The organism is Arthrobacter sp. P1_B11 (assembly GCF_056406715.1).
Genome location: NZ_JBFTZQ010000007.1, coordinates 92,979 through 118,917 on the forward strand (window position 1 = coordinate 92,979; position 25,939 = coordinate 118,917).

The 25,939-nt window shown below is 67.4% G+C and carries 27 protein-coding genes and 1 pseudogene; 11 read left to right on the forward strand and 17 right to left on the reverse strand.

Annotated features, from left to right (window positions below):
* Nucleotides 1-95: 95 nt before the first annotated feature.
* The 3 genes from AC1D14_RS07585 to AC1D14_RS07595 all read right to left on the reverse strand — a co-directional run bounded on the left by AC1D14_RS07585 (nucleotide 96) and on the right by AC1D14_RS07595 (nucleotide 2,292).
* Nucleotides 96-857: a YcnI family copper-binding membrane protein gene (locus AC1D14_RS07585; protein ID WP_476968258.1), complete on the reverse strand. Its 762-nt coding sequence runs from the start codon at nucleotides 855-857 to the stop codon at nucleotides 96-98.
* 116 nt (nucleotides 858-973) lie between these two features.
* On the reverse strand, nucleotides 974-1,588 hold the full coding sequence (locus AC1D14_RS07590) for a hypothetical protein (RefSeq protein WP_476968259.1): 615 nt from the start codon (nucleotides 1,586-1,588) through the stop codon (nucleotides 974-976).
* A 116-nt stretch (nucleotides 1,589-1,704) separates the two neighbouring features.
* Nucleotides 1,705-2,292 (reverse strand): copper resistance CopC family protein, encoded by a 588-nt coding sequence (locus AC1D14_RS07595; RefSeq protein ID WP_230118170.1) that lies wholly within the window; start codon nucleotides 2,290-2,292, stop codon nucleotides 1,705-1,707.
* Nucleotides 2,293-2,477: 185 nt separating this feature from the next.
* Between AC1D14_RS07595 and AC1D14_RS07600 the strand changes: the two genes are divergently transcribed.
* The 8 genes from AC1D14_RS07600 to AC1D14_RS07635 all read left to right on the forward strand — a co-directional run bounded on the left by AC1D14_RS07600 (nucleotide 2,478) and on the right by AC1D14_RS07635 (nucleotide 9,133).
* Nucleotides 2,478-3,104 (forward strand): hypothetical protein, encoded by a 627-nt coding sequence (locus AC1D14_RS07600; protein WP_230118169.1) that lies wholly within the window; start codon nucleotides 2,478-2,480, stop codon nucleotides 3,102-3,104.
* A 102-nt stretch (nucleotides 3,105-3,206) separates the two neighbouring features.
* Nucleotides 3,207-3,947: a YcnI family copper-binding membrane protein gene (locus AC1D14_RS07605; RefSeq protein ID WP_476968260.1), complete on the forward strand. Its 741-nt coding sequence runs from the start codon at nucleotides 3,207-3,209 to the stop codon at nucleotides 3,945-3,947.
* Nucleotides 3,948-4,343: 396 nt separating this feature from the next.
* On the forward strand, nucleotides 4,344-5,438 hold the full coding sequence (locus tag AC1D14_RS07610) for a ferredoxin reductase (RefSeq protein ID WP_230118240.1): 1,095 nt from the start codon (nucleotides 4,344-4,346) through the stop codon (nucleotides 5,436-5,438).
* 13 nt (nucleotides 5,439-5,451) lie between these two features.
* Nucleotides 5,452-6,633, forward strand: coding sequence for a fatty acid desaturase family protein (locus AC1D14_RS07615; RefSeq protein WP_230118167.1), 1,182 nt, complete (start codon nucleotides 5,452-5,454; stop codon nucleotides 6,631-6,633).
* Between the two features lie 102 nt (nucleotides 6,634-6,735).
* Entirely contained in the window at nucleotides 6,736-7,701 is a 966-nt protein-coding gene (locus AC1D14_RS07620) for a carbohydrate kinase family protein (protein WP_230118166.1), read from the forward strand.
* A gap of 9 nt (nucleotides 7,702-7,710) precedes the next feature.
* Nucleotides 7,711-8,241: a YbhB/YbcL family Raf kinase inhibitor-like protein gene (locus AC1D14_RS07625; RefSeq protein ID WP_230118165.1), complete on the forward strand. Its 531-nt coding sequence runs from the start codon at nucleotides 7,711-7,713 to the stop codon at nucleotides 8,239-8,241.
* A gap of 72 nt (nucleotides 8,242-8,313) precedes the next feature.
* Nucleotides 8,314-8,643, forward strand: a complete 330-nt coding sequence (locus AC1D14_RS07630) for a PepSY domain-containing protein (RefSeq protein WP_476968261.1) — start codon at nucleotides 8,314-8,316, stop codon at nucleotides 8,641-8,643.
* A gap of 13 nt (nucleotides 8,644-8,656) precedes the next feature.
* The gene (locus AC1D14_RS07635) at nucleotides 8,657-9,133 is read left to right on the forward strand and encodes an NUDIX hydrolase (protein WP_476882065.1); all 477 of its coding nucleotides are present in this window, start codon (nucleotides 8,657-8,659) and stop codon (nucleotides 9,131-9,133) included.
* Here AC1D14_RS07635 and nagA read toward each other — a convergent pair.
* From nagA to AC1D14_RS07655, 4 genes are read right to left on the reverse strand one after another with little or no spacing between them, the layout of a single operon-like run.
* Nucleotides 9,102-10,274 (reverse strand): N-acetylglucosamine-6-phosphate deacetylase, encoded by a 1,173-nt coding sequence (nagA, locus tag AC1D14_RS07640; protein ID WP_230118162.1) that lies wholly within the window; start codon nucleotides 10,272-10,274, stop codon nucleotides 9,102-9,104. The two genes, AC1D14_RS07635 and nagA, sit on opposite strands and share 32 nt — an antisense overlap.
* Nucleotides 10,271-11,347, reverse strand: coding sequence for an SIS domain-containing protein (locus AC1D14_RS07645; protein ID WP_476882064.1), 1,077 nt, complete (start codon nucleotides 11,345-11,347; stop codon nucleotides 10,271-10,273). Before AC1D14_RS07645 ends, nagA begins: the two co-directional genes overlap by 4 nt.
* Nucleotides 11,348-11,387: 40 nt before the next feature.
* A complete protein-coding gene (locus AC1D14_RS07650) occupies nucleotides 11,388-12,410 on the reverse strand; it encodes an N-acetylglucosamine kinase (protein ID WP_230118160.1) in 1,023 nt (340 codons plus the stop codon).
* The gene (locus AC1D14_RS07655; RefSeq protein ID WP_230118159.1) at nucleotides 12,410-13,813 is read right to left on the reverse strand and encodes a sugar porter family MFS transporter; all 1,404 of its coding nucleotides are present in this window, start codon (nucleotides 13,811-13,813) and stop codon (nucleotides 12,410-12,412) included. Before AC1D14_RS07655 ends, AC1D14_RS07650 begins: the two co-directional genes overlap by 1 nt.
* Before the next feature lie 127 nt (nucleotides 13,814-13,940).
* Between AC1D14_RS07655 and AC1D14_RS07660 the strand changes: the two genes are divergently transcribed.
* Nucleotides 13,941-14,654 carry a GntR family transcriptional regulator gene (locus AC1D14_RS07660; RefSeq protein WP_230118158.1) on the forward strand — a complete coding sequence of 238 codons (714 nt, stop codon included), beginning with the start codon at nucleotides 13,941-13,943 and terminating at the stop codon, nucleotides 14,652-14,654.
* 172 nt (nucleotides 14,655-14,826) lie between these two features.
* Nucleotides 14,827-15,264: a hypothetical protein gene (locus AC1D14_RS07665; protein ID WP_230118157.1), complete on the forward strand. Its 438-nt coding sequence runs from the start codon at nucleotides 14,827-14,829 to the stop codon at nucleotides 15,262-15,264.
* 146 nt (nucleotides 15,265-15,410) lie between these two features.
* On the opposite strand, the gene AC1D14_RS07670 is transcribed toward AC1D14_RS07665, so the two are convergent.
* Nucleotides 15,411-16,571 carry an ABC transporter substrate-binding protein gene (locus AC1D14_RS07670; RefSeq protein ID WP_476968262.1) on the reverse strand — a complete coding sequence of 387 codons (1,161 nt, stop codon included), beginning with the start codon at nucleotides 16,569-16,571 and terminating at the stop codon, nucleotides 15,411-15,413.
* A gap of 127 nt (nucleotides 16,572-16,698) precedes the next feature.
* Nucleotides 16,699-17,313, reverse strand: a complete 615-nt coding sequence (locus AC1D14_RS07675; protein WP_476968263.1) for a DUF6919 domain-containing protein — start codon at nucleotides 17,311-17,313, stop codon at nucleotides 16,699-16,701.
* Between the two features lie 177 nt (nucleotides 17,314-17,490).
* On the opposite strand from AC1D14_RS07675, the gene AC1D14_RS07680 reads away from it, so the two are divergent.
* Nucleotides 17,491-18,477 carry an ABC transporter substrate-binding protein gene (locus AC1D14_RS07680; protein WP_230121240.1) on the forward strand — a complete coding sequence of 329 codons (987 nt, stop codon included), beginning with the start codon at nucleotides 17,491-17,493 and terminating at the stop codon, nucleotides 18,475-18,477.
* Between the two features lie 145 nt (nucleotides 18,478-18,622).
* On the opposite strand, the gene AC1D14_RS07685 is transcribed toward AC1D14_RS07680, so the two are convergent.
* The 8 genes and pseudogenes from AC1D14_RS07685 to AC1D14_RS07720 all read right to left on the reverse strand — a co-directional run bounded on the left by AC1D14_RS07685 (nucleotide 18,623) and on the right by AC1D14_RS07720 (nucleotide 25,813).
* A complete protein-coding gene (locus AC1D14_RS07685) occupies nucleotides 18,623-18,769 on the reverse strand; it encodes a hypothetical protein (protein WP_230121239.1) in 147 nt (48 codons plus the stop codon).
* A gap of 4 nt (nucleotides 18,770-18,773) precedes the next feature.
* Nucleotides 18,774-20,174 (reverse strand): NtaA/DmoA family FMN-dependent monooxygenase, encoded by a 1,401-nt coding sequence (locus AC1D14_RS07690; protein ID WP_476968264.1) that lies wholly within the window; start codon nucleotides 20,172-20,174, stop codon nucleotides 18,774-18,776.
* Nucleotides 20,167-21,399, reverse strand: coding sequence for an LLM class flavin-dependent oxidoreductase (locus AC1D14_RS07695; protein ID WP_476968265.1), 1,233 nt, complete (start codon nucleotides 21,397-21,399; stop codon nucleotides 20,167-20,169). The genes AC1D14_RS07690 and AC1D14_RS07695 overlap by 8 nt, the downstream gene beginning before the upstream one ends.
* Nucleotides 21,396-21,719 (reverse strand): annotated as a pseudogene (locus tag AC1D14_RS07700) (DUF1684 domain-containing protein); the annotation flags it as partial. The pseudogene AC1D14_RS07700 and the gene AC1D14_RS07695, both read right to left, overlap by 4 nt.
* Before the next feature lie 19 nt (nucleotides 21,720-21,738).
* Nucleotides 21,739-22,902, reverse strand: coding sequence for an LLM class flavin-dependent oxidoreductase (locus AC1D14_RS07705; RefSeq protein ID WP_230121235.1), 1,164 nt, complete (start codon nucleotides 22,900-22,902; stop codon nucleotides 21,739-21,741).
* Complete coding sequence (locus tag AC1D14_RS07710) at nucleotides 22,899-23,954, reverse strand: ABC transporter substrate-binding protein (RefSeq protein WP_230121234.1); 1,056 nt, start codon at nucleotides 23,952-23,954, stop codon at nucleotides 22,899-22,901. Before AC1D14_RS07710 ends, AC1D14_RS07705 begins: the two co-directional genes overlap by 4 nt.
* 9 nt (nucleotides 23,955-23,963) lie before the next feature.
* Complete coding sequence (locus AC1D14_RS07715; RefSeq protein ID WP_230121233.1) at nucleotides 23,964-24,773, reverse strand: amino acid ABC transporter ATP-binding protein; 810 nt, start codon at nucleotides 24,771-24,773, stop codon at nucleotides 23,964-23,966.
* Nucleotides 24,770-25,813 carry an amino acid ABC transporter permease gene (locus AC1D14_RS07720; protein ID WP_230121232.1) on the reverse strand — a complete coding sequence of 348 codons (1,044 nt, stop codon included), beginning with the start codon at nucleotides 25,811-25,813 and terminating at the stop codon, nucleotides 24,770-24,772. Before AC1D14_RS07720 ends, AC1D14_RS07715 begins: the two co-directional genes overlap by 4 nt.
* Nucleotides 25,814-25,939 lie beyond the last annotated feature (126 nt).

The following is a 25,939-nucleotide window of genomic DNA, read 5'->3' on the forward strand; positions in this document are numbered from 1 at the left end:
GAACCGCTTTCTGGAAGCGAAACCGCCGCCGGCGAGGCCAGCGGCGGTTTCGTTGAAGCGATTGCCGGCGGGCAGCGCCGGCGCGGGTCAGCGGGTCAGCTGGTCCTGGCAGTCCGCGTGCGGGCCAGGGCGGTCCCGCCGGCGGCGAGGCCGATCAGTCCGGCGGCGAGTCCGACCCAGCCGGCGACGTCGCCGCCGTTGGACGATGTTGCCGCGGCAGGAGTCGTTGACGAGGCCTCGGTGGCTGAATGTGCCGTCTCAGCCGTTTCGCCTGCTGTCGTGACAAAGGACGGCGCCGGGTGGGACTCTTGCTCCTCTGTCGCCGGCGTTGAGGAGGCCGTCGCGGTGTGATCGTGTGCGGCCTCTGCCTTGTCGGACCAGTTGACGGTGGTCCCGTCGGTGTAGCCCTGCACGGCAGGCAAGGTCACGGTGGTTCCGGCGCCGGGAAGCCTGCCCACGGAAAGGGTGAAGGTCTGGAATTCGTTCTGCCCGATCTGGTGTGCAGTGTCGGCAGTCCAGACGACGCTTGAGGGTGCCTTGGTTATGGTGGCCCCGTCCACCTTCACCGGTTTGGGCAGGCTGGCGGTGATGACCTGGGCCTTCCAGCCGTCCATGGGCTTGACCGACACCGAGGTCAGCGGCGTATCTGTGGGGAGCTTGACCTCGAGCCGGTTGGTCTTGGCGGTGGGGGACTCGTTCGGGACGCTGAAGGTCAGCTTGGTGAATCCGCCCTCGGCGGTCGCGGACGGATCGACGGTGACGTGCGCTGTGGCGGCGGCGGCGCTGGCGGCCAGGAGTCCTGCGGCCATGGTGGTGGCGGCAGCAGTCTTGAGGGTACGGCGAACGGAGGTCTTCATGGCGGGAGTGCCTTTCACAAGTAAAAACGGATCAGGAACGGGCGGCCGGTGCGGCGGCCCGGGACAGCGGCGAAGCGCCGCCGTCGGCCCCTGTCCGTGGATGAAAGGGGCTGGCTCTAGGCGGCGGGCGCGAACACGGGAGGACCCCGCCGGGTGGGCAGCCGCAGCCCAAGGCGAGCCGGGCGAAGGATGGCGGTCACCGTGCAGGGCCCGGGAATCCTGGCCGGAACGATGGCGGCAGGTTCGGGCGGCCGCAGCAACGGGCGCAGCCAGGAGGCCAGGATCCCGAGGCCCTGTTCGCCGCGGGCCAGGAGAAGCGCGGCGCCCAGCGTCGCCACAGTGTGGACGGCAAACATGAAGCCGTCGGGCGCGGACGAATGGATCGGCGTGGCCATCAACGTCTCGTGGACCAGGGATGTCCCCGGGTGAGCGGCGTGGCCGGCAAGAAGAGCCTGTGGAACCCCGGCCGGGGGCGACGCGGCGGACAGGGTGTTGAAGGCCCAGTGAAGCCAGAGCTGTCCGGCGCCGAGGAGGCCGGTCAGTACCGGAAACGACAGCCGGAATCGGGTCAGCGCAGCCACCGGGACCATGGTCACGGCACACAAAGCCGCCAGGATGGCCGGTTGCGGAAGCAGGCCGCCGCCGCCCAGGTGCCCACCGGCCGCGAAACCTAGGACGATTGACCCGATCAGCCCGGTGCGGAAAAGCCGGAACGAGGCACGGGGCATCATCGGCGGTCCTTTCCGGAAGATCAACGGTCACAGCAGCGGTGGCACAAATTCTACTGCCAGACCCGTTTCAGGGGCCGCGCCGGACGGCAATCATGACGCTGCACCGCTCCGGGGGCCTACGGCTCTTCAGCGGTGTCGTTGCCGGTCAGGCGACGACGCACGTACAAGCCTGTGACGAGCAGCCCGGCGGCGAGCACCGTTCCCCCCGCGGCCGGGATCCACGGAAAGCCTGTTGCCTCGCCGGGTTTCCGGGCAGCGGCGGAGGGTGAGGACAGTTCCGCGGTTCCGGGCTGCGCGGTGCTGTTCGTGCGTCCTGCCGTGAAACTGAAACGTCCCTCGATCGGATGTGAATCCGAGGACACCACACGCCACACGACCGTGTACCGGCCAGCCGGCGCGCCGGGCTTCACCGCCTGGTCGACGTGGTTGTCCACGATGACCACCGGGCCGTCGGATTGGCTCGTCCCGCTTTCGTCCTTGACCAGGATCTCTGAACCCAGCGCGATCGGCGGATTGTTGAGCGTCAGCCGGACCGCCGCCGGGACCGCCGCAACAACGGATCCGTCAGCGGGCTCCGCCGCCTCGATCACATCGTGCGCGGCAGCCGGCGTCAGCGGGGCCAACGACAGGAGCGCCACCAGCGCCGCAAGGACGAGGCCGCCAACAGGGACGCGCACCCGCTTCCTCCAATGCTGGAAACCCATGGCGCACCATCCTCTGTCATCAGGGAGTATTTCCGCCCCAGTGTACGGCCCGCACAAGTTTTGCGAACCACCAATCCGGGGCGGTCACCGGAACGAATGGCCATCAGCCGTCCAAGGTTTTTCCACGCTGACCTGCCTACCGTCAGCCTTGTCATACCGTTGTGGACCCAGGGGAGGAGACGCGGATGGAACTACGTCATTCACTGCGCCTCTTCCGTGCGGTCCTCATCACGGCCGCGACGATGTCCGTGGCCGCCGCGGGGCATGTCCTCGGCGGCGGCGCGCTTCCCGCTCCCGGGACCGTTGCCGTTCTGGCCGCGCTCCTGCTGATACCTGTGGCGTGGCTTGCGGCGCGGGAGCTTTCTTTCCTGACCCTGCTGGGCGTGCTGGGAGCCGGGCAACTGCTGCTCCACGACGCCTTCACCTCCTTTTCAGCCCCGGCGGTTTGCCTGCCGTCGCTCGCTGGCCAAATGTCACATCACGGACAGGCCATGGTCATGGGGTGCCCTGCCGCCGGGCCGGCTTCCATGCCGCTTCACCTCGGCATTGGTTCCGACTCGCCGCCCATGCTCGCCTGCCACGTCTTCGCACTGCTGGTGACCGCCTGGCTGCTGCGCCGGGGCGAGGTGGCACTCTGGTTACTCCTGGCCTGGCTCCGCCCCCTCGTGCAGCTGCCCCAACCCTCGGTGGTCATTCCCGTCCGCCAACGGACCCTGGCCGCAGGCCGGCCCTTCGTGCCCGCGCCTTGGCGGAACCTGCGGACCAACAGCCTCCGGGGGCCGCCCGCGGCCGCCCCGTGCGCTCTGCCCTGACCTTTCGAAAACGGGGGCTGGGTGCACGGGACGCAGACTCCCTTCACCCATCACCGCGCTGTCCTCCGTCCGAGAGCGGCAGCACCCCCGAAAGGCTTTGTCATGAACACCGCAACCCCGCGCGCCCTGAAAACCGTCACCGTCCTCGCCGCCGCAGCCGGCCTCATGGCCTTGGGCGTCGGTGCCGCCTCCGCCCACGTCCACGTCGATCCGGAGTCCACCTCCGCCGGCGGATTCTCCCAGCTGACCTTCAAGGTTCCCAACGAATCCGAGACGGCCAAGACCACCAAACTCACCGTCACCCTCCCCACGGGCACGCCCTTCACGTCGGTTTCGGTCAAGCCCCTGGACGGCTGGTCGGCCAAAGTTGCCGAAGCGAAGCTCCCCGCACCCGTCACCGTGGAAGGGGCCACGATCACCAAGGCCGCCTCCACTGTCACCTGGACCGCGGACGCCGCCCATCAGCTCGGGCAGCACGAATACCAGACCTTCTCCATCTCCGTTGGCCGGCTCCCCTCTGCGGGCACCACCGTGTCGCTGCCGGTAGCACAGGCGTACTCCGACGGGACCGTCGTCAACTGGAACGAGGCCGAAACTCCCGGCCAGGCCGAACCCAACCATCCCGTTCCCTCCTTCGTCACCACCGCGGCAGCCGACGAGCATGCCCCGGCAGAGGCCGTCGTCGACACCACCGCCGCATCCGCAACCGCGCCGGTCACGCCCGCTCCGGACAACACCTTCGGCATCCTTGGCCTCACAGCGGGAGCACTCGGGCTGGGTGCGGGCGCGACGGCCCTGGTCCGGACACGGACAGTCCGGACGCGGACCGTCCAAAAGGACTGACTCAACGCACGTCCAGGCAGAAGCCCGGCCCCCGGTACCTGATGCGCAACGCATCCCGGCGGCCGGGCTTCGCCATGACGCGCAGAGGGTCATCCGACAGAGAGCGGGAACTCCGCCGATGTCTGTTCGTTGCAGAGCCAGGGGGTAGATCGCAAAGCAGCACTCTGGAGGCGGCGTACCAGCCCTGCCAATAGGTTCTGCTGGGCCTTGAGCGTCGCGCGGTAAGTACACTTACTATTTATGTCTGATGGGTAAATTTTCACGTTCCGGCGGCCCGGTTGCTAGTGGCACCGGCTTGCGGGACTCTTATAGCGGGGGTTGAGGTAGTTTTGTATATTACGATCACCGGTTTCACTAGGAGATACAAATGGGTGAATCCAACAGGTGGTGGACAGCATGATTCGGCTCCGTAAATTGGCGCGCGCCGCGTCTGTTTTGACCACCCCGTTGGCGCCGGAGGATATTCTCGCGCTTTTTAATCCAGTCTTTTCGGCCCGCCAGCTGCGCGGCGTCGTCACCAAAGTTGTGCCGGAAACGGCGGACTCTGCCACCATCCACTTCCGTCCCGGGCGCGGCTGGAAGGCCCATAAGGCCGGCCAGTGGGCCCGGATCGGCGTGGAACTCGACGGCGTGCGCCACTGGCGCTCCTACTCGCTCAGCGCTCCCGCCGGGCAGGACCCTGCCATCACCGTGAGTGACGTGGGCGCGGTGTCCGGCGTCCTGGTCCGGACCACGCGTCCCGGAGATGTGCTGTTCCTGGCGCCGCCGCAGGGCGACTTTGTCCTGCCGGAGCACCCGCGGCCGCTGCTGATGCTCACCGCGGGGAGCGGTATCACCCCCGTCATGTCCATGATCCGCACCTTGGTGCCGCACCGCCCGGATGCCGACGTCGTGCTTATCCACTCGGCCCGGACCCCGCAGGACAGCATCTTCCATGAGGAGCTCTCCGAACTCGCGGACCAGTTCCCCAACTTCCGCGTCACCCACTGGTACACCGGCGAACGCGGCCGCATGGACTTCGGATCCCCCGCCCAGCTGGAGGACCTCTGCCCGGACTGGCGCCAGCGCGCCGCCTATGCGTGCGGCCCCGAGGGCTTCCTGGACGACGCCGAGGCGCTGTGGTCCGCCGAAGCGGCCGCCCACGTGGAGGCGGCGCCGGGACCGTTTGCGGCAGACCCTATCAACCTGATCATCGAACGCTTCAACACCAGCCTGCTGGGCGGGGCCGGGCACGACGGCGGACTGGTCACCTTTGAAGCCTCCGACCGCGAAGTGGAGGCGGACGGGAACACCCCGCTGCTGGATGTGGGCGAAGACGCCGGCGTCCTCATGCCCAGCGGCTGCCGCATGGGCATCTGCCACAGCTGCCTCACGCCGCTGCGCGCCGGCCACGTCCGCGACCTTCGCACCGGCGAGGTCCATGGTGAGCCGGGCCAACTAATCCAGACGTGTGTCTCGGCAGCCGCCGGGCCCGTTAACCTCGAGATCTGAGGAGCAACAAAGCATGACAGCAATATCTGACCGCACAGCCGCAGAATCGACGTCGATCAACGGGCCGACGGCCAAACCCCGTCCCGGAGCCCTGGCCACGTCGGGGAGCCCGCTCGTGCGACCGCCCGCGGCCGCTCACCTTACCGACGAGCAGGTGGCCGAGCTCGGCCGCGAGCTGGACGCCATCAAGGATGAGGTCCTCGCCAAGCGCGGTGCGTCCGACGCCGCCTACATCCGGCGCGTTATCAAGGTCCAGCGGGGCCTGGAAATCTCCGGCCGGGCAGCCCTCCTGATGGGCCGCAACAAGGCCGCCTGGATCACTGGCACCACGCTGTTGAGCGTCGCCAAGATCCTGGAAAATATGGAGATCGGCCACAACATCCTGCACGGACAGTGGGACTGGATGCGCGATCCCGACATCCACTCCACCACCTGGGAGTGGGACTTCGTGACCCCGGCCCGTTCGTGGCAGCACACCCACAACGACCTCCACCACCGCTGGACCAACGTGGTGGGCAGGGACAACGACGTCGGATACAACCTCCTGCGCATGGACGCCGACCAGCCGTGGAAGCCGCACAACCTCGGCAACCCCCTGTACAACGCCATCCTGGCTCCCATCTTCGAATGGGGAATCGCCATCTACGACCTCGAGCTGGTGGACTACCAGGAGGGCAAGAAGACCAAGGAGGCCATGCAGCGTGACCTCAAGGCCCTGGGCCGCAAGGTAGTCACACAGTTCACCAAGGACTACGCCGCCACTCCGGCCGTCGCCATGCTGACCGGCTCGGGCAAGCAGGCGCTCTACGGCACGCTGACCGCCAATGCCGTCCGCAATGTTTGGGCCCATGCGGTGATCTTCTGCGGCCACTTCCCCGAAGGGGCGGACACGTTCACCGAGGAAATGGTGGAAGGCGAGACCCGCGGCGACTGGTACGTCCGGCAGATGATCGGCTCGGCCAACATCTCCGGCTCCAAGTTCATGCACCTCATGACCGGAAACCTGTCCCACCAGATCGAGCACCACCTTTTCCCGGACCTGCCGTCCAACCGGTACGGCGAGGTTGCCCCGAAGGTGCAGGAAATCTGCAAGCGCTACGGCCTGCCGTACACCACGGGACCGCTGCTCAAGCAGGTGGGTTCCTCGTGGGCCAAGGTCTTCAAACTCGCGCTGCCGGGAAAGAAGAAGTCCTAGACAGCCAGTGACCGCAACAGCGCGGCGGGCCCAACAGTCCGCCGCGCTGTTTGTGCCCGGACGGACAGAGCGCCGGGCGGCGTTCTCTGGCAGAGTATGACCATGCTCACAGTTATAGGCGAGGGCCTCGTTGACGTGGTCCAGCGCACCTCCGGAATCGAAGCCCACGTGGGCGGCAGCCCGCTCAACGTCGCCGTGGGGCTCGCCCGCCTGGGCCATCCCGTGCAGTTCGTCGGCCGCTACGGCCGCGACGCCTACGGCGAATCCGTCGCTGCGCACCTGAAGGCCAGCTCCGTCATGCTCCCGCAGACCCCGGATTCCCTGCCCACCAGCGTGGCCACCGCCTTAGTGGACGACGACGGCGCGGCCACCTACACGTTCGACCTCGCCTGGGAGCTTCCCGGCCTCGCGGAGCGCCTGCCCTTCATGCTGCAGGGCACCACCCTGCTGCACACCGGCTCCATTGCCACCATGCTGGCGCCGGGCGCCGCTGACGTACTGGCCGCCGTCGAACATTCCCACCCGGCGGCGACCATCAGCTTCGACCCCAACTGCCGGCCCAGCATCATCACCGACGCAGACTACGCCCGCCGCCAGGCGGAGAAATTCGTGACCCTCTCAGACATCGTCAAGGCGTCCGACGAGGATCTCGCGTGGCTGTACCCTGGTGCGGACGTGCTTGATTCCGCCCGCCGCTGGCTGTCGCTGGGCGGCTCGGAAGGGCCGGCCATGGTGGTGGTGACGCGCGGTGCGGCCGGACCGTGGGGCATCACGGCGGCAGGTGAAACTGAGTTCGCTGCGCCCAAGGTGGAAGTGGCGGACACCGTCGGGGCAGGTGACTCCTTCATGGCGGCGCTGCTCTCCGGGGTGGTGGACCGCGGACTGGACGGCGCCCAGAACCGGGCGGACCTGCGGGCTTTGCCGGCCGAGGGCCTCGCTGCGCTCCTGGCCCACGCGAGCCGCGCCGCCGCCGTAACGGTGTCCCGTGCCGGCGCCAACCCGCCCACCAGGGCGGAACTCAACCGCATCGAAGAAGCAGCAGAGGAAGCAGAAGTTCCCACCATCTGAAAGGCAGCCATGACATCCTCCGGTCCATTTTCAGACCTGCCGGACGTACCGTCGTTCGGGCTCAGCAGCGAATCATTCCGGAACGGTGAAACACTGCCGCCCGCCCAACGCAGCGGCAGGATGCACGCCGGCGGGCAGGATGAATCGCCGCAGCTGAGCTGGAGCGGGGCGCCCGAAGGGACCAGAAGCTACGCCGTTACCGTGTTCGATCCGGACGCACCGGGTGCCGGCGGGTTCTGGCACTGGGCCGTTCTTAACCTTCCGGCGGACGTCACCTCGCTGCGGGAGGGGGCAGGGGCCGAGGGCGGACAGCAGCTTCCGGACGGCGTGGTGCAGTTGAAGAATGACGCCGGATTCCGGGGCTACCTTGGTGCCGCGCCGCCGCCCGGGCACGGCCCGCACCGTTACATTGTCACGGTCTATGCGCTGGGTGTGGAGGACCTCGACACCCGGGCGGGTGCGCGGCCGGCGAGCCTGGGAACTGAGTTGGCGAAACACCTGCTCGGTTCGGCGACGATCACCGGCGTCTACAGCCGTTGAGCAACAAAGCCGTCGTTGTGCATGCCGTGGATCGGGCGCACACTGGAAAAAAGCGTGAGAGGAGTCTTTGCCATGCGCAAAAGAACAGCGTGGATTGTCGGCGGGGCGCTGGCTGCAGCAGCCCTTGGAGGAGCAACGGTTGCAGCGGCGGCCGGGAACCCCTTCGACGATGACAAGGCCACGACCGGAGGCACCCAGAGCCCGCTGAGCCAGACCGACCGCGACAAGGCGATCCAGGCCGCCCTGGCCAAGGTGGGGCCGGGCACGGTTACCGACGTGGAGGGCGGCGGCGACCCCGGCTCTGCCTATGAAGTGGAGATCCAGCTGAACAGCGGTTCGGAAGTCGAAGTGAACCTCGGCCCGGACTTCCAGGTCCTGAACCAGGGAGCTGAGAACGACTGACCGCGGTTAGCCAATGACGGTCTGGAGCGCAGGCATTCTGCTGTACCGGCGGACGGCCAGATCCGAATTAGAGTTCTGGATAGCCCACATGGGCGGCCCGTTCTGGGCCCATAAGGATGCGCACGCCTGGTCAATTCCCAAGGGCGAGTACCTCGAGGACGAGGACCCGATGGTGGCGGCGAAGCGTGAGTTCGCCGAGGAGATGGGCGCGCCTCCACCCTCCGCCGATTACATCCAGCTGGGCTCCTTCCGGCAACCCTCGGGCAAGGTCGTCACCGTCTTTACAGCCGAGTCCGACTTCGCGCCCGGGGAAATCGTGAGCAACACCTTTTCGCTGGAATGGCCGAAGGGATCCGGCACAGTCCGCAGCTTCCCGGAGATCGACGACGCCAAATGGGCCACAGAGCCCGACGCCCGCACCAAGCTGGTAAAAGGCCAGGTGCCGATCCTCGACGCGCTCATCCAGCACGTCCGGAACGGCGGCGCCTGACGGGAGCGGCGGGCCGGCACCAGGTGCCGGACTTCATGGTCGCGGCAACCTTGAGGCCCTCATCGAGCACCACCAGGTCCGCGCGCCTGCCCGGTTCAAGACGGCCGACGTCGGAGAGCCCCAGCATGTCCGCCGGATTCTGGGTTGCCGCGCGGACCGCGTCGGCGAGCGGGAGGCCGGCATGGTTTACCGCGTGCCGGATGGCGGCGTCCAGCGTCAGCACGCTGCCGGCGATGGCGCCGTTGCTGGCCAGCCGCGCCTCGCCGTTGGCGACATGGACTTCAAGCCCGCCAAGCTGGTACGTCCCCTCAGAAGCACAGGCCGCCGCCATCGCATCGGTGACGAAGACTGCCCGGGCAGGGCTTCCCGAGATGAAGCGGACCAGCGACGGGTGCAGGTGCACGCCGTCCGCAATCACCTCTGCAAAGACGTTCGGGTCTTCCAGCAGTGCCAGTGCCGGCCCGGGTTCACGGTGGTGCAAGGGCCGCATGGCGTTGAACACATGGGTCCCCACTGTGGCCCCTGCGGCGATCGCCTGGCGGGCAAGGTCATAGCCGGCACCGGTGTGGCCGATTGCTGCGACTGCGCCGTGGCCGGTGATCTGCCGGATCGCCGCCAGACCCCCTTCAAGCTCGGGTGCCACCGTTACCATCCGTACCGTGCCCCGGCCGGCCAGCATCAGCCGGTCGATGCTGGCCGGGTCCGGCAACTGCAGCAGGTCTTTGGTGTGCGCGCCGCGGTGGGAGGGGCTGAGCCAGGGTCCTTCGAGGTGGATTCCGGCCAGCACGCCATCCTCCACCAGGCCCGCCAGGGCGGCAACAGCCGTCTTAAGCTCTGCCAAAGGCGCAGTGACGAGACTTGCCATCAGCGTGGTGGTGCCGTGCTCCAGGTGTACTGCGGCGATCTTGACGGCTGCTGCGGCGGGGTCCGGATCGTTGAAGCTGAAGCCGCCGCCGCCGTGAATGTGGGCGTCAATGAAGCCCGGTGCCACAGTCCCTTCCGGAAAGCTTGCGTCGGGTTCGCGGGGAGGGGACCCGGCACCTACCGCGCTGATCTGGCCGGACCGGGTTTCCACCCAGCCAGGCTCGAGGACCGCGCCGGGTGCGATGACACGGGCTGCGGAAATGAGCGTGGTACTCACCAGGTTTCCGTGATTTTACGCAGCCCCCGGGGTGCGTCGGGGTCGCGGTGGCGGGCAGCGGCCATGGCGTGGGCCAGGCGCTGCAATGGCAGGATTTCAAGGATTGGAGCAAGCTGCTCGTGCACCGCCGGCAGGGGCACCAGATGGTTCAGTGGCCGGGCTGCGGCGGGGTCGCCGACAACGCAGACGTCTGCCCCGCGCTCAGCCAGCCGTTCCAGCACCGGCTGCAGGGCACGGCCGCCGGCGCCGGGCGAAGCGATGGCGATGACGGGGCGGTCCTCGTCAATCATCGCGAACGGCCCGTGCAGGAGGTCCGCTCCGGAGAAGGCATGGGCTGCCAGGTAGGACGTCTCCATGAGTTTCAACGCCGCCTCTCGTGCCGTGGGATAGGAGAAACCGCGCCCCGTGGTGATGATGTGATTGACGAACCGGTAGCGGTCTGCCACCTCAAGTATCTCCGGTCCGGCGAGGACGTCGGCGGCGTGGCCGGGCAGGACCGACGCGTCGGCCCCTTCCCCGCCGGCCCAGGCATCGATGAGCAGCCAGAGCGCCAGCAGCTGGGACGTGTAGCTCTTGGTGGCGGCCACGGCACGTTCCGGCCCTGCCAGAATGTCCACATGGTGCTGGGCGGCACCCGCCAGTGGCGACGACGGCGCGTTGGTCACGGCCACGGTGACGGCGCCGCCGCGCGCCGCGGCGGCGGTGGAGTCCACCAGGTCGGGGGACCCGCCCGACTGGCTGACCGCCAGCCAGAGGACGCCGTTCATCTTCGGTTCAGCGCCGTACACGGTGAGGCTCGACGGCGAGGCCAGCCCGGCGGGCAGCCCCAGCACCGTTTCGATGAGGTACTTCGCGTACAGGGCCGCGTGATCGCTCGTGCCCCGGGCGGCCAGCAGGACGTAACGGACGTCTGAGGCGCGAAGTGTGGCGGCAAGACGCCGGATGTCGGCGCGGCCGACGTCGAGCTGGCGGGTGAGGGCGTCGGGCTGCTCGAGGATTTCAGCTGCCATCAGCGCCCCCGGCGCCTGAAGGGTGGAACCGGCTGCGGGCAAAGTGATGTTCGGCGGTGTCATGGGATCTCCTGTTGATCGAATGGATGGTGAAGCGATGGTTTTAGGCCGGAGAGTGGATGGAATGGTTCGAACGGTGGGGCATGCCGGCGCCGGTGGAGTTGGCCAGTTCCTGGGCCAGCTTCACGGCGCCCCAGGCGGGGGCGCGGTCCAGGACCCTGACGTCGGTCAGCCCGCGTCCTTCCAGAAACGCCCGGACACGGCCGGCCAGGAGCGGCTGGTTGACCAGCATCCCGCCGGCCAGGAGGACGGGTGGACCTGCTGATCCGGGAGCGCCGGACCCGTGACCATCGGATCCCGGAAGGCCGCCCAGCCGCTCGTTGACGGCGACGGCCAAGGCTGCCAGTTGCCGGGCGGCGTCCTCGGCGATGGCGTTGGCGGCCACGTCCCCCATGGCAGCCACGTCGAACACTGTGCCGGCAAGGCCGGCCCAATACCGGCGTTCCGGGTTGCGGTAGAAGAGGTCCAGCAGCGCCAGGGGTTCGGCGGCGCCGGTCCGTTTCAGGATGCGCACCGACAGCGGCCCGGGAGGCTTGCCCGCGTCGTGTTCAGTGAGTACGTTGCGAACGGCGCTGCGGGTGACGGCGTAGCCGCTTCCTTCGTCGCCCAGCAGGTACCCCCAGCCGCCCGCCCTGGCTTCGCGGCCGTCCGCGCTCTGTGCCCAGGCGGCGGAACCGGTGCCGGAGATCAGGACCGTGCCGGCGTCCAGGCTTTCCGCTGCGAGGATGATGCGGGTGTCGTGGACCACCTGGATCCGGGCTTCCGGGAACCTTCGCGAGAGCATGGCCGCGAGCCGGTCCCGGCTCTCGGGAGTGTCTGCCCCGGCAGCGCCGGCGCAGACGGTGTGGATTCCGTGGCCGTCAGGGTTTCCGGCGCCGAGCCGGCGGGCGAGGCCGTCCAGTGCGGCGGAAGCCGCCGGCTCTCCGACTGAGGTGATGTTCGCGCTGCCGCCGGTGCACTCGACGACAGCCTGCCCGCCGTCGTCGGCGTTGTCATTGACAGCGTTGCCCGCCAGGATGGCGTGGGTCTTAGAGCCCCCGATATCCAGGCCGAGGACGCGGGGCATTACTTGGCCGCCGGCTTGCTGCCGGTCTGCTCCGGCCAGCGGGCGCCGTTTTCCCAGTAGTGCCGGATTTCTTCGAGGTTTCGGCCCTTGGTTTCCGGTGCGAGGCGGTGCACGAAGATGAACCCGGCGACGGCGAGGGCGCCGAACACGGCGAAGGTCCCGGCTCCGCCCAGGCGCTGCAGCATCGTGAGGAAGAACGCTGCGACGATGACGTTGGCCACGAGGTCGGAGGTCAGCATGGCGCTGGCGCCCAGGGACCGCAGGCGTGCCGGGAACGATTCCCCGGCGTAGACCCAGACCAGCGCGCCGAATCCGAACGTAAAGCCGACGGTGAACAGGAGGACGCCCAGGAATCCGATGACGGTCAGGGCTCCGCCGAAGTCGCGGCCCGCCATGAAGACGGCAACGAGAATGATGTTGGCGACGATCATCATCGCGATGCCGCCGAGGAGAATGGGCCGCCGCCCCACCTTGTCCACCAGGGACAGCGACACGAAGACGGCAACCAGCGAGGCGGCCTGGACCAGGGCAGGGAGCAAAAGCAGGGCGGCGTTGCCCGTGAAGCCCATCGCTTCGAAGATCCGCGGGCTGTAGTAGACCACGGCGTTGATGCCGGTGATCTGGATGAAGAAGCCCAGCCCGACCACGAAGACTGTGGCCTTGAGGTACGGGGAGCGCAGCATTTCCCGCAGGCCTCCGCCGCGTTCGTCGCCGATGGCGCGCTGCATGTCGGCCAGTTCGGCGTCCACGTCGGTGTGCGGTTCGATGGAGGACAGTGTGCGGCGGGCATCCTCGGTGCGTCCGCGCATCATGTACCAGCGGGCGGTGTCAGGGAGCCGGAGCGTGACGGCGAGGACCGCTGCCGCAGGGACGGCCGCCAGGCCCAGCATCAGGCGCCAGTTTTCGGTGGCGGACAAGGCATAGGCCGCCAGGTATCCGACGATGATGCCGATGACGGTGGCCACCTGGTAGGCGACGAGCAGGGCGCCCCGGACCTTCGGGGGCGCGGATTCGGCCACGAACACGGGCACCACCACCACGGAAATGCCGATCGTCAGGCCCAGCAGGAGCCGGGCAATGAGCAGCATGGGGACGTCCGCAGACAATGCGCTCAGGATGGCGAAGGCGGCATAGGCGCCGGCGACTCCCACCATGCACGCCTTGCGGCCAAAGAGGTTGGCGAGCCAGCCGCCCAGTACAGCGCCGAGGACTTCACCGACGACGACGGCGGTGGTCACCAGTTCCTGCTGGCTCGTGGAGAGCTGGAATTCCTTGGTGATGAAGAGCAGGGCGCCGGCGATATTTGAAAGATCGTAGCCGTAAATGATCCCGATGGTGGCGGCGGTGCCGCCGACCAGGAGGCCCAGACGGGGCGTCTGGCGAAGGTCTTGCAGGAACGACATCTTTGGGTCCTTGTCTGCCTAGGGGAGGGGTTTGGGTTCTCATTAAGCGAGTGCCTGAATTGGTATAAACCAATTTTCTCCATTTTGGCGTAGACCAATTTTCCTGTCAATAGGTAATATCGCAGTCATGGAGACCCACGCCGCTGCGCTGCCCAAGTACTACGTGCTCAAGGAGCAGATCCTCGCGCTCATCGAGGACGCAGCCCCGGGCACCTTGATTCCCACGGAGCGGGCGTTGGCCGAGCAGTACTCGACGTCCCGCACCACGGTCCGCCAGGCGATCGGGGAACTCGTGGCCGAGGGCCGCCTCGACCGAACACAGGGGCGGGGCACCTTTGTCGCGCCGCCGAAAGTCACGCATGTCCGCCAGCTCACCTCGTTTTCCGACGACGCGGCGAGTCAGGGGCTCACGGCGTCGGCCAAAATCCTGGATATGAGCACGGTGGCCGCCGATCCCGTCACCGCCCGGAGACTGGGAGTGGATCCCGGGACCGATGTCCATCGCGTCGAGCGCATCAGGCTGGTCAACGGCGAACCGCTCGCCCACGAAACAGCCTTCCTCGCCGGAGCGCTGCCGGACCTTGCGCACAACGTGGAGACCCGGGGATCGCTGTATTCCGCCTTAAGCGAGGACTACGGAATCCGCATCATTGAAGTGGAGGACACGGTGGAGACCAAGCTCGCCGGCCCCGATGAGGTCCGGCTGCTGGATGTCGAAATGGGGGCCCCGATGCTGCTGGTGCACCGGCTCGGCTTCAACCCGGAGGGCAGTCCTGTTGAGTGGACCCGGTCGGTTTTCCGGGGCGACAGGTTCCGCTTCGTGGCACGAATGCGCCTCTAGATCCCGGCCGCCGGCTGCCTGCGCCGGTGGCCTGCGCCCTGCGTTTCTTTACGCCATACTGCCGTTCGTTAAGCCGTGTTGCGTCCTGAGTCCGTCCGTGTCCTTGTGCATTGTGGACTAACCGTCCGAGTGGTTGGTTTGGTCCACAAGTACAGACAAGAACGGAGTCCCGATGATCACCGCTTTGGCTCGCAGGATCCGCGCACAGTGCAGCGAGGAACTGACTGTGTTCCGCGACCAGGTGTGTGCCTTGACCTGTCAGGACATCGGTACCGGCGGCCTGGACGGCGCCGCCACGGCCATGGCGCCCCGGCCGTCCTTGACCACGCCGGGTGTGTCAGTGGACATCGTGGGCTTTGCCCAGCGGCAGGCTTCGGGCGGCCCTGCTGAGGTGGGATTTTCGGTGGCCCTGCGTCTTGTTTCCGAGCGCGGTCCGGCCGGTGTCCACTGGGACGAGGCCCATGCCTGGGCGGGGGCTGTGGCCGGGGGACCGTGGACGGCGGCGGAATACACCGGCAGTCAGGCGGCGCCCGCGGCGATTGTCTTCCATTATCTGCTGAAGGCCCACGAGGCGTCCTACGTCCTCGACGAACTTCAGGGCGCGCTGTAGGCGCAGAATTCAGAACAGCAGGCGGACTGGTTCACCCCTGGTGCAGCACAAACAGCGAGGAGATCCGGCGGGAATGTTCCCGCCGGATCTCCTCTTTGTATTGAACTGGATTGTATTGAACTGGAACTGCCGGTCTGGCCTGAGGGTCAGTCCTTGCCGAGTCCGGCCGCGGAGGTCTTTTGCCCGGTGACGCCGTTCAGCGTGGTGAGGTCGAAGATGCCGTTGAGGTCGGCCTGTTTGGTGGTGCCGGCGTCCACGCCGTCCTGCAGCAGCTTGTTGAAGGCTCCGGCCAGCGGGTCAACGGTGAACACGATGTTCTTCAGGGACCGGTCGATGACGTCCTGCGGGAGCGCCTTGCCGGCCGCCTCCTTCAGGGCCGCGTTGACCTTGGCGGCCTTTTCCGCGGCGGGAGTGTCGTTGAGCCACTTGACCGCTTCGGCGTGGCCCTTCAGCAGCCCTTCGACGGTCTGCGGGTGCTCGGCGGCGAACTTTTTGTTTACGATCAGGATGGTGGTGGGGAACTCGCCCGGCTTGCCCGTCAGCGACCCGTCCCACAGGTCCTTCTCATCGACCAGGACCTTCGCGCCGGCCTGGAGCACCAGGCGGGAGGCCCACGGCTCCGGCAGCCACGCGCCGTCGAGCTTTCCGTCCTGGAACAGCTTCAGCGTCTGGGCGTTCTCGGTGGGATTGATTKYGACGTCCCCGCCGCCGTCGGTGTTGGTCTTGAAACCCTGCTTGCCCAGCCAGGCGCGCAGCGCCACGTCCTGGGTGCCGCCCAGCTGCGGCGATGCCAGCGYCTTKCCYTTCAGGTCAGCCGGCGTCTTAATCCCGGGCTTGACCACCAGCTGSGCGCCGCCGGAGGCTGCCCCGGCGATGATGCTGATGGATTCGCCCTTGCTCTTGACGAACGAGTTGATGGCCGGGTTCGGGCCGATGTAGGTCGCGTCGATGGCCCCGGCGTTGAGCGCCTCGATGGCCGCCGGGCCGGCGTTGAACACCTGCGTGGAGAGCTTGGTGCTGCCCAGGTTGTCCTTGATAAAGCCCTGATTGACGCCCACCAGGGCCGCGGCGTGCGTGACATTGCCGAAGTAACCCAGCTTCAGTTCCGTAGCGGGACTGGAGGTGACAGCGGTGTTTGCGGCTGCGGTGTCAGTGTTGCGGATCGAGCTGGCGGCCACTGCGGCGCCTGCGCCGAGGACGGCCAGCAGGCCAACGGCGATGCCTATTTTGAGCCGGCGGGGGCGATTGGGGCGGGTCTCTCCCGCGGCGATCCGGGTGGACCCCGGATTGTCCTTTGACGTCGACATGGTGTTCCTTCGGGGGTTTGTTGGGGGGTGTTGGACTGAGATTACGTAGAGCCTCAACCCGCCCACAATGGCCGCCGTAGCAGGGATTCACCGGAGGTCGCGGACGTTCACGGGAGGTCGTAAACCGTTAAAAATCCTCCGGCGCAGACCTCAGCGTCTCCAGGACCGCAGGCAGGAGGCGCTGGTTCCGTCCCCATACCGGATCGAGCAGTTCGACGTACCAGGAATCCGCCAGGACGAGGGCGAGCGTTTCGTTGCTCTCCTCCGCCCAGTCCCGGATCTGCTCCGCCTCGATGGGGCTCTCGCTGGTCCCCAGGACGGTGGCTACGTCCTCGCCGTCGAGCGTCACGGGAATGGACGCGCGGCTCATCTCGCCCGGGGCATGGGCGATGGCAACAAATTCCGTTTGCGTGGAAAGCTGCAGGAGGCGCCGGGCCGACTCCGTGGAGCAGAAACCCGTGACGTACTCCCGCTGCGCATGGCTGGCGTCCGCGGCAAGTCCCGGCTGGGACTCCTTCGTGAAGAGCCCGCTGCGGTTGATCTCGGCCAGTTGCCCGGCGATGGGCCGCGTTTCGTCATCAAAGTCCGGGGCAAGCGTTCCCGCCTGGTATTCGCTCTTGCCTTCCAGCCATCGTGCGGTCAGCTCCCCGGCGGCGGCCAGCGTGGTTGCCTGCCGCCACACTTCCCTGTCAACCAGGAGCCGGCCGTAACTGTCCCGTTCGTCCGTGAAGTGATTGTTCATAGTTCGAGACTAGACGCGGTTGCTGCCGGCCGGACAGGGGATATGACGCCTGCAGACGCAGGATTAACCGCCGTTACTCCGTGTCTCCCTTGGTTTCAGAACCTTTTGACCCGGCTATTTCGCTGCCGGATAGTTGCTGCGACAACCATTGCATCCGACACTTCCAAGGGGAAAATCATGGCCCGTTTCATTCTCAAGCCCGGCGTTGGCGTCGCCTTGGCAGCCACCACTCTGCTGGGACTTTCCGCCTGCTCCGACCCCGGTGCCGCGGCGGCCGGGAATGCCGGAACGGCCACGGCGGCTTCGTCGTCAGCCGCCAAGACCTTCAACCTTTCCCCGCAGCAGGACCGCGTCCCCGTCACCGTTGACCCGGCGGCCGCCGCCCTTGTTCCGGAGGCCATCAAGAAAGACGGAAAGCTGACGGTGGCGGTCAGCCCGTTCGCACCGCCCCTGGCGGTGTACGCCACCGACAACAAGACGCCGGTGGGCAACGAGGTGGACATCGCCGTCGCGCTGGCACAGACCCTGGGGCTGGAAGCGGACATTGTTCCCACGGCCTGGGCGGACTGGCCGCTCGGCGTTGAGTCGGGCAAGTACGAGGCCGTGCTGTCCAACGTAACCGTCACCGAGGAACGAAAGCTCAAATACGACTTCGCGAGCTACCGGGACGACAAGCTGGGGTTCTACGCCAAGAGCGACAGCGGCGTGACCAAAGTTGAATCCGCCGCGGACGTGGCCGGGAAGCGCGTCATCGTGGGCTCGGGCACCAACCAGGAGTCCATCCTGCTGCGCTGGGACGAGGAGAACAAGGCGAAGGGGCTCAAGCCGGTCGAATTCCAGTACTACGACGACGACTCCGCCTCGAACCTGGCCCTGCAGTCCGGCCGGGCGGACCTGACGTTCGGGCCGAATGCCACCGCAGCGTACAAGGCGGCCAGCGATGCCAAGACGAAGCTGGTGGGCCTGGTGGACGGCGGCTGGCCGCTGAAGGCCAGCATTGCCGCCACCACCAAGAAGGGCAACGGCTTCGCGGCCGCCGCCCAGGCCGGACTGAACCACCTGATCCAGGACGGCAGCTACGCCAAGATCCTGGACCGTTGGGGCCTCTCCGCCGAAGCCGTGCAGAAGTCAGAACTGAACCCGGCCGGCTTGCCCAAGAAGTAGCCTCACCTTTCATCGGTTGCTCCGTAACTGCCCTTATCCCGCGCCAAAACGGCAGTTACGGAGCAGTCGACGGGGTGCCCATCGGCTGCTCCGTCACCGCCTTTTTGTTGGGCAAAAGCGACAGTAGCGGAGCAACCGTCGAGCATCAGAGCATCTGCTCCCAGACCGTCAGCTGGAGCCGGATGGTGCCGGCTGAGGTGTCGGTTTGTTTGCCGCCTGCCGTCGTCCAGCCCGCGGCCCGGCCTCCGGCCTGCACGTCGTTCCCGGTGGCGTCCGGCCCGGTGCTGCGCACGTTCTTACACCTCCTGCGCGACGCCGGCGTCCTGGCGGACCGGGGATGCCAGCCCCAGGTTCTCCCGCAGGGTGCTTCCGGCGTACTGGGTGGGGTAGACGCCCCGTTCCTGCAGCGCAGGGACGAGGTGGTTGACGATGTCGTCCAGGCCCGTGGGGATCAGCCACGGTGAGATGTTGAACCCGTCCACGGCGCCCGTGCGTGCGTAGTCGACCAGCCGGTCAGCCACCTCCGTGTAGGAGCCGGTAAAGGTGGCGTCAACGCGGCTGGTTTTCGCGGAGACAAATTGCCTGATGGTGAGGCCCTTTTCCTTCGCCTCGGCCCGCCACTGGTCCGCCAGCTGCCGTGCCTTGGCGCCGTGGAAGCCGCTGCCGCGGGTCTCGGACGTCTCCTCCACCACCGGATCGATCTCCGGCAGGGGGCCGTCCGGATCAAACTCCTGAAGCTCCCGCCCCCAAAACTGTTCAAGGTAGGCGATGGCCTGCTGCGGGCCGATCTGCAGGCTCCGCACCCACTCCTTCTTCTCCCGTGCCTCCTGCGGCGTGGGTGCGAGGATGAATTCGCTGGCCGGCATGATCTTGACGTCGTTGGCGCCGCGGCCCGCCTTGAGTGTGCGTTCCACGATGTCGCGGCGGAAGTTGAGGGCGTCGTCAAACTTGGGGTGGGCAGAGAAGATGACGTCTGCCTGCCGCGCCGCGAAGTCGCGCCCGTCCGGCGAATCGCCTGCCTGGAACAGCACCGGCCTGTACTGGGCGCTCCGCGGCAGCTTGGGCCGGTAGTCCACAGAGTAGTGCTGGCCTTCATGGTGCACGGGCCGGGCAGAACCGGGAGCAGACCAGGATTCAGCGGCGGGGGAGGCGGCCACGGCACCCTCCTCCCAGGAGTCCCAGATCCTCTTGGCCGTTTCCACGAACGCCTCGGCGTGGACGTAGCGGTCCGCGTGGTCCAGGTAGCCGCCGCGGCGGAAGTTGGCCCCGGTCCAGGCGTTGTCCGTGGTGACAACGTTCCAGGCCGCGCGTCCGCCGGAGAGCAGGTCCAGGGTGGACAGCCGGTGGGCGAGGTCCGCGGGATCGTTGTACGTGGTGTTCTGGGTGGCTACGAGTCCGATGTGCGAGGTCACCGAGGCGAGGGCCGCGAGCATGGTCTGGGCGTCGGGCCGGCCTGCCACGTCCAGTGCGTGCGGGCGGCCGAGGTGCTCGCGCAGCCGCAGCCCCTCGCCCAGGAAAAAGGCGGCGAACAGGCCGCGCTCGGCGGTCTGGGCAATGCGGCGGAACGATTCGAAGTCCGTCTGCGATCCTGATTGCGGCGACTTCCAGATGGTCCCGGAGTTCACGCCCTGGAAGAAGATGCCGAGCTGCAGCTGGCCGGACGGCATAAAGCCGCTGCCGATGGATGTGTCAGTCATTGTTCTCTCCCTGGTGTGCGGTGGAGCTTGCGGCCGGGCCTGCGAGGACGGAATCTGCGCCATGGCGCGCGGTGGCGTAGCGGCTGGCAGGGCGTTGCAGACCGAGCAACTGGCGGAACGTGGTGTCCGGCTGCACCGGCGCCAGCACGCCGCGGCGCCGCAGCGAGGGAAGGACCAGCTGTGCCAGTTCCTCGAGGTCCACGTCAAGGACCGCCGGGTGCAGGCGCACGCCGTCGGCCGTTTCCAAAAGCGTGGTCAGCAGCTCGATCAGCTCCGGCGCGGTGCCGACGAACCGGGCCCGGGTGCTCTCCCATGGGGTGTGCGCGTTTAGCTCCGCGAGCCGCCCTTCCGCGGCCTGGCCGCGGGCATCGAGGACGACGTCGAGCTCGGCAATCACGGCAGAGGCGCCACCCGCTGTGGCGGCCAAAGCGCTGCGGGCTTCGGCCACCTCGGCAGCCAGCAGGTCAGGCGTGGGCGCCGAAACAAGCAGGGCATCCGTTGCCCCGGCGGACAGCCGGCCCGAAGCCAGCAGGCCTGCCGGCACCACCACTGGCAGTTGCCCCTGGAGCGGCCGGGGAATGATCGAGGGACCCTTGACGGAGTACGTTGCACCCACGGCGTCGGCCCCGCTTTCAAAGCCGCCCGCGCTTTCGAAATCGACATAGTGCAGCTTGTCGACGTCCAGGTACCGTCCCGTGGCGACGTCGCGGATCACCGCGTCGTCCTCCCAGGAGTCCCAGAGCCGGCGGCTGACCTCGATGGAGTCCGCGGCCTCCCGCCCCAGTCCGGCGCCGCTGACGGTTTGGCGCCCGACGGCGGCGGCGTCTGCCGCGCTGTCCGAGGCGGCAACCAGCCAGCCGGCACGCCCGCCCGACACGTAATCGAGGCTTGCCAGCTGCGTGGAGACGTGGAAAGGCTCGGTGTAGACGGTGTCCACCTCCGGCACCACAATGATGGAGCTTGTCACCGGTCCGGAAAAGGCCGCGCGCTGGAGGGCGTTCAGCTGGCCGGTGATTCCGGTGCCGCCGGGCACGGCGCCATCCGCGAAGGTCGCCACATGGAAGCCGGCGGATTCAGCGGCCAGCACCGTGGCCCGGATCCGGGTTCCGTCCAGCAGTTCAGCTGGAGTGTGCCGCGCCTTGCGCCAGGCGGCGGGGTGGGCGCCGTCGCCGTCGAGCTCCAGGGCAAGAAAACCCGGCCGGGCCGGAATCGGGGGAGTGCTCACTGCTGGTCCTGCCTTTCGTAGGGGGTCTGCTCTCCGGCCTCGATGGCCACGGGCAGCCGGTTTTCGGCTGGCGGCAGCGGGCAGGTGGCGAGGTCTGTGTAAGCGCAGGGCAGGTTCACGGCGCGGTTGAAGCCGCGGTACTGGTTGAGCAGCGGGTTCTCCGGGTGCCGGGGCCGGACGATGTACTCACCGCCGCGCTTGGCCAGTTCGACGACGGCGTCCCCCGCCGTGAGGTTGAGTCCGTCCCGTTCCGCGATCGGACCGAACACGACGGTGACGCTGCCGCCGTCGTCCTCCATGTCGAGATCCGGTCTCGACAAGCTCGACCAGCCGTTCGTTTCAGTGTGCGTAGACGTGGGCATGGTCGCTCCTGTGGTCGTCGTGGTCGGCGCTGACTGCTGAGGCTGCGTCCGGCTCGGTGGCTCCCGCGGACTTGGGACGGCCACCGAACGGATCGGCTGGTTCCCACAAACTCGTGGGAGCTGCGGCCCGGACGGCAGGAATGACCTCGAGCGCAAACCGCTCGAGGATCTCCAGCTGCTGCCCGAACGGAAGGGTGGTTGGCAGGGAGATGGACTGCAGGTCGTGACCGTAAAGCCCGTGGTAGCTGAGGATCTTGTCGATCACCTGCTCCGGGCTGCCCACGAGGGCAGGGCCCTCCGCCACAGCGTGGTCAATGTCCCGGAACGGCGAGTTGTTGCCCGGGACGTTGCGGTTGGCGGTCAGCGCCTCATACACCGGGCCGAACTGGCGCTTGGCTTCCTGCGTGGTGTCCGCAAGGAAGACGCCGCCCGCGCCGCTGCCGGAGCCGAGGTACTGGTGCCGGGGGTCGTGGCCGTGGAACTCGTATTCCTCGCGGTAGTGGTCGATGAGCACCTTGTAGTTCTCACGCGGCTGGATGGCGTTCGCGGTGAACAGCGGATCCCCCCATTGGGCCGCCAGCCCGGCCGAGGTCAGCGTGGTGGCGGAGCCGTGCCACACCCGGGGCGCGCCGGCAAACGGGCGCGGCGTGGTGGTGGTTTCGGCCAACGGGGCGCGGAAGCGGCCGGACCACGTGACGCCCTCCTCGCGCCAGAGCCGACGCAGCAGCGAGTACTTCTCGGCCAGCAGGTCCCACTGGTCGGCCAGATCCAGGCCGAACAACGGGTACTGCAGCACCTCGTTGCCTTTGCCGATCACCAGCTCAAGCCGTCCCCGGCTCAGCTGGTCGATCGTGTCGTAGTCCTCGGCCACACGCACGGGGTCGAGCACGGACAGGACCGTCACCCCGCTCTGCAGCCTAATCCTGCGGGTGACGGCGGCGATGGCAGCCAGCACCGTGGTGGGGGAAGACGAGATGAACTCTCCGGCGTGCCGTTCGCCCACCGAGAAGCTGTCATACCCGAGTTCCTCAGCGCGCCGGGCCGTCTGCACCACCTGGTTCAGCCGGTCCGCCGTCGAGACGATCCCTCCGGTGAGCGGGTTTTTCAGGTGGGGGATGATGTCGAGGACCTGGAACTTCATGCCGCGGCCTTGAACGTTGCCTCGGTGACGGTCTTGGACTCCGGCAGGGCCTCCTCGGACAGGCCCCAGCGGTCCAGCACCTTGGCGTAGGAACCGTCCTTGATGGCCGAGTTCAGCGCCGCCGTGATGGCCGGGGCCAGGCCGTTGCCTTTCAGCGTGGTGGCCGCCACGAGGGTCTCGGAGGGCCAGCCGGCGTTGACCTTGCCCACGATCTTCAGGTCGTCACGGGTGTTTTCCCGGTACACCGTGGACGGGTACGGCGCGATGTTCAGGTCGGTCCGGCCGGAGGACAACGCGAGGATGGTGTCAGCGTCCGAGGAGTAGTACTGCAGGGTGGCCGGCGCCTTGCCTTTGTCTTCGAGCTCCTTGTTCCAGGCCAGCAGGATCTTTTCCTGGTTCGTGCCGGAGCCCACGGAAACCTTCAGGCCGGAGATGTCGTCCGCGCCCTTGATGTCGTAGGAGGAGGTCTTCTTGGCCTCGAACCCCATGTACGCGGCCCGGTAGCTGGCGAAGTCGAACAGCTTCACCCGGTCCTTGTTGATGCCCACGTTGGAGAACACCGCCTCGAAGTCGCCGGACTGGGTCTTGAGCGGCCAGTTTTCCCAGGACGTCACCTGGATGTCGAGGTCCAGGCCCAGCTTGTCCGCCACCAGCTGCGCGATATCCAGCTCCGAGCCGATCGGCGTTTTGTCGTCCGTGGCGTGGAAGGACAGCGGAATGGAGCCGGCCGTGGTGGCCACGGTCAGCTTGCCGTCCTTGCCGATCAGCGCGGGAACCTTCGCGGCCAGCTCGTCGATCTTTTTCGCCCTGATCCGCTGCTGGTCCGGAGAGGTGTTGTAGACCACCCCGTTGCGTGCCGCCGTCGTCGCCGGGTTCTGGCCCGAAGCGCCGGCACCGGCGGCTGCCGCCCCCGGATCGGAACAGCCGGACACCGCAGCGGCGCCGATGAGCGCCGCGGCACTGAGAAGCACGACGGCGGGACGCACCGGAAGAGCGCGGGTTCGGGCTCCGGCGCGTTGCTTGGCTGCGGACTGGCGGGGAAAGAGTCCCATGGGAGTTCCTTAGATGTTGAAAGCGGGTTCGATGACCTTGGAGAAGAAGCTCCGGGTCCGTTCTTCCTGCGGGTTGGTGAAGATGTCCTTGGGGGCGCCCTGTTCCACGATCTGGCCTTGGTCCATGAACACCACGGTGTCGGCGACGTCGCGGGCGAAGCCCATCTCGTGCGTGACGATGATCAGGGTGGTCCCGGACTTGGCGAGTTCGCGGATCACGTCGAGGACCTCGTTGACCAGTTCCGGGTCGAGGGCGGACGTGGGCTCGTCGAAGAGCAGGATCTTGGGATCCAGCGCGAGCGCCCGGGCAATGGCCACCCGCTGCTGCTGGCCGCCGGAGAGCTGCCGCGGATAGGCCCCGGCACGGTCCTTGAGCCCCACCCGGTCCAGCAGTTCGAGGCCGCGCTCGCGGGCTTCCGCCTTGGACCGGCCCTGGGCCACCACTGGGGCCTCGGCCACGTTTTCCAGGGCGGTCAGGTGCGGGAACAGGTTGAAGTTCTGGAACACCATGCCGATTTCGGTGCGCTGCTTCAGGATGTCCTTTTCGCGGAGTTCGTGGAGCCTGTTCCCGCGGACCCGGTAGCCCACCAGTTCGCCGTCGATCGCAATGAACCCGCCGTCCACCTTTTCCAGGTGGTTGATGGTCCGCAGCAGGGTGGATTTGCCCGAGCCGGAGGGTCCCACGATCACCGCCACGCCGCCGGGCTCAACGGTCAGGGAGATTCCCTTCAGCACTTCGGTGGCACCGAAGGCCTTGCGGACTTTCGTGATCTCCACGAGCCCGCGGGTGGTTTCGGGTGCAGCGGTGGCGGTGCTCATCGGAGGCTCCTTACGGGGGCATGGGTGGCGAAGAATTTCCGTGCCTTCTGCAGCGGGGTGAGCGGCAGGGTGCGCACCGCGCCCTTGGAGTAGTGCCGCTCGATGTAGTACTGGAAAACACTGAGCACCGAGGTGATCACCACGTACCAGAGGGTGGCCACCAAGAGCAGCGGCAGGACCTGCTGCGTGCGGTTGTAGATCACCTGGACCGTGTAGAACAGCTCCGAATAGGCCAGGACGTACACGATGGAGGTGCCCTTGACCAGGCCGATGATCTCGTTGAAGGCAGTGGGAAGGATGGCGCGCATCGCCTGCGGCAGCACGATCCGGGTGGACCGGCGCCAGGCCGGAATGCCCAGCGCGGCTGCCGCTTCGAGCTGCCCCTGATCCACGGACAGGATGCCGCCGCGGATGATTTCCGCTGAGTAGGCTGCCTGGTTCAGGGTCAGACCGAGCACTGCTGCCGCAAACTGGCTGATCAGTGTGGTGGTCTGGACCTCGAAGAAGCGGATGTCCGTGAACGGGATGCCCAGGCTGATCTTCTCGTAGAGATACCCCAGGTTGTACCAAAGCAGCATCTGGACCAGGAGCGGGGTGGACCGGAAGATCCACGAGAACGTCCAGGACACGGACAACAGCAGCGGGGAGGCGGAGAGCCGCATGAGGGCCAGGATGAAGCCCAGGACAAACCCGAGCACGCCGGAGATTGCGGTGAGCTTGAGCGTCTCCAGGAGGCCCTTCACCACGGACTGGGCGGTGAACCACTGCCCCACCACGTCCCACTCCCAGCGCGGGTTAGTCGCCAGGGACCAGGCCACCGCCGCAAGGCCCAGTGCGACGACGGCCGTCCCCACCCAGCGCCACGGCCGGGGCGCCGAGACGAGGGAGTAGTCGGCGTAGTCGGTGGCGGGTTTCCGTGGGCCGGGTTTCGTTGGTCCGGGAACCCTTCCGGCCGTGCCGGCGGCGGCCTCCGCGGTTCCGGGTGCGGCGGACGCCGGCTCCGGTGCGGACTGCGACACCTTGGTTGCTGCTGAACTCATGCGCCACCTCGCTTCTTCCAGTTGGTGTTTTCGGGGGTCGGTTGGCTGCCAATCTAGGTCCGCCGGGAACCTCCGGCAAAGCGCCTGGTTGCATTCGTTCATCCGGCTTAGCGGGGCGTCATGAGA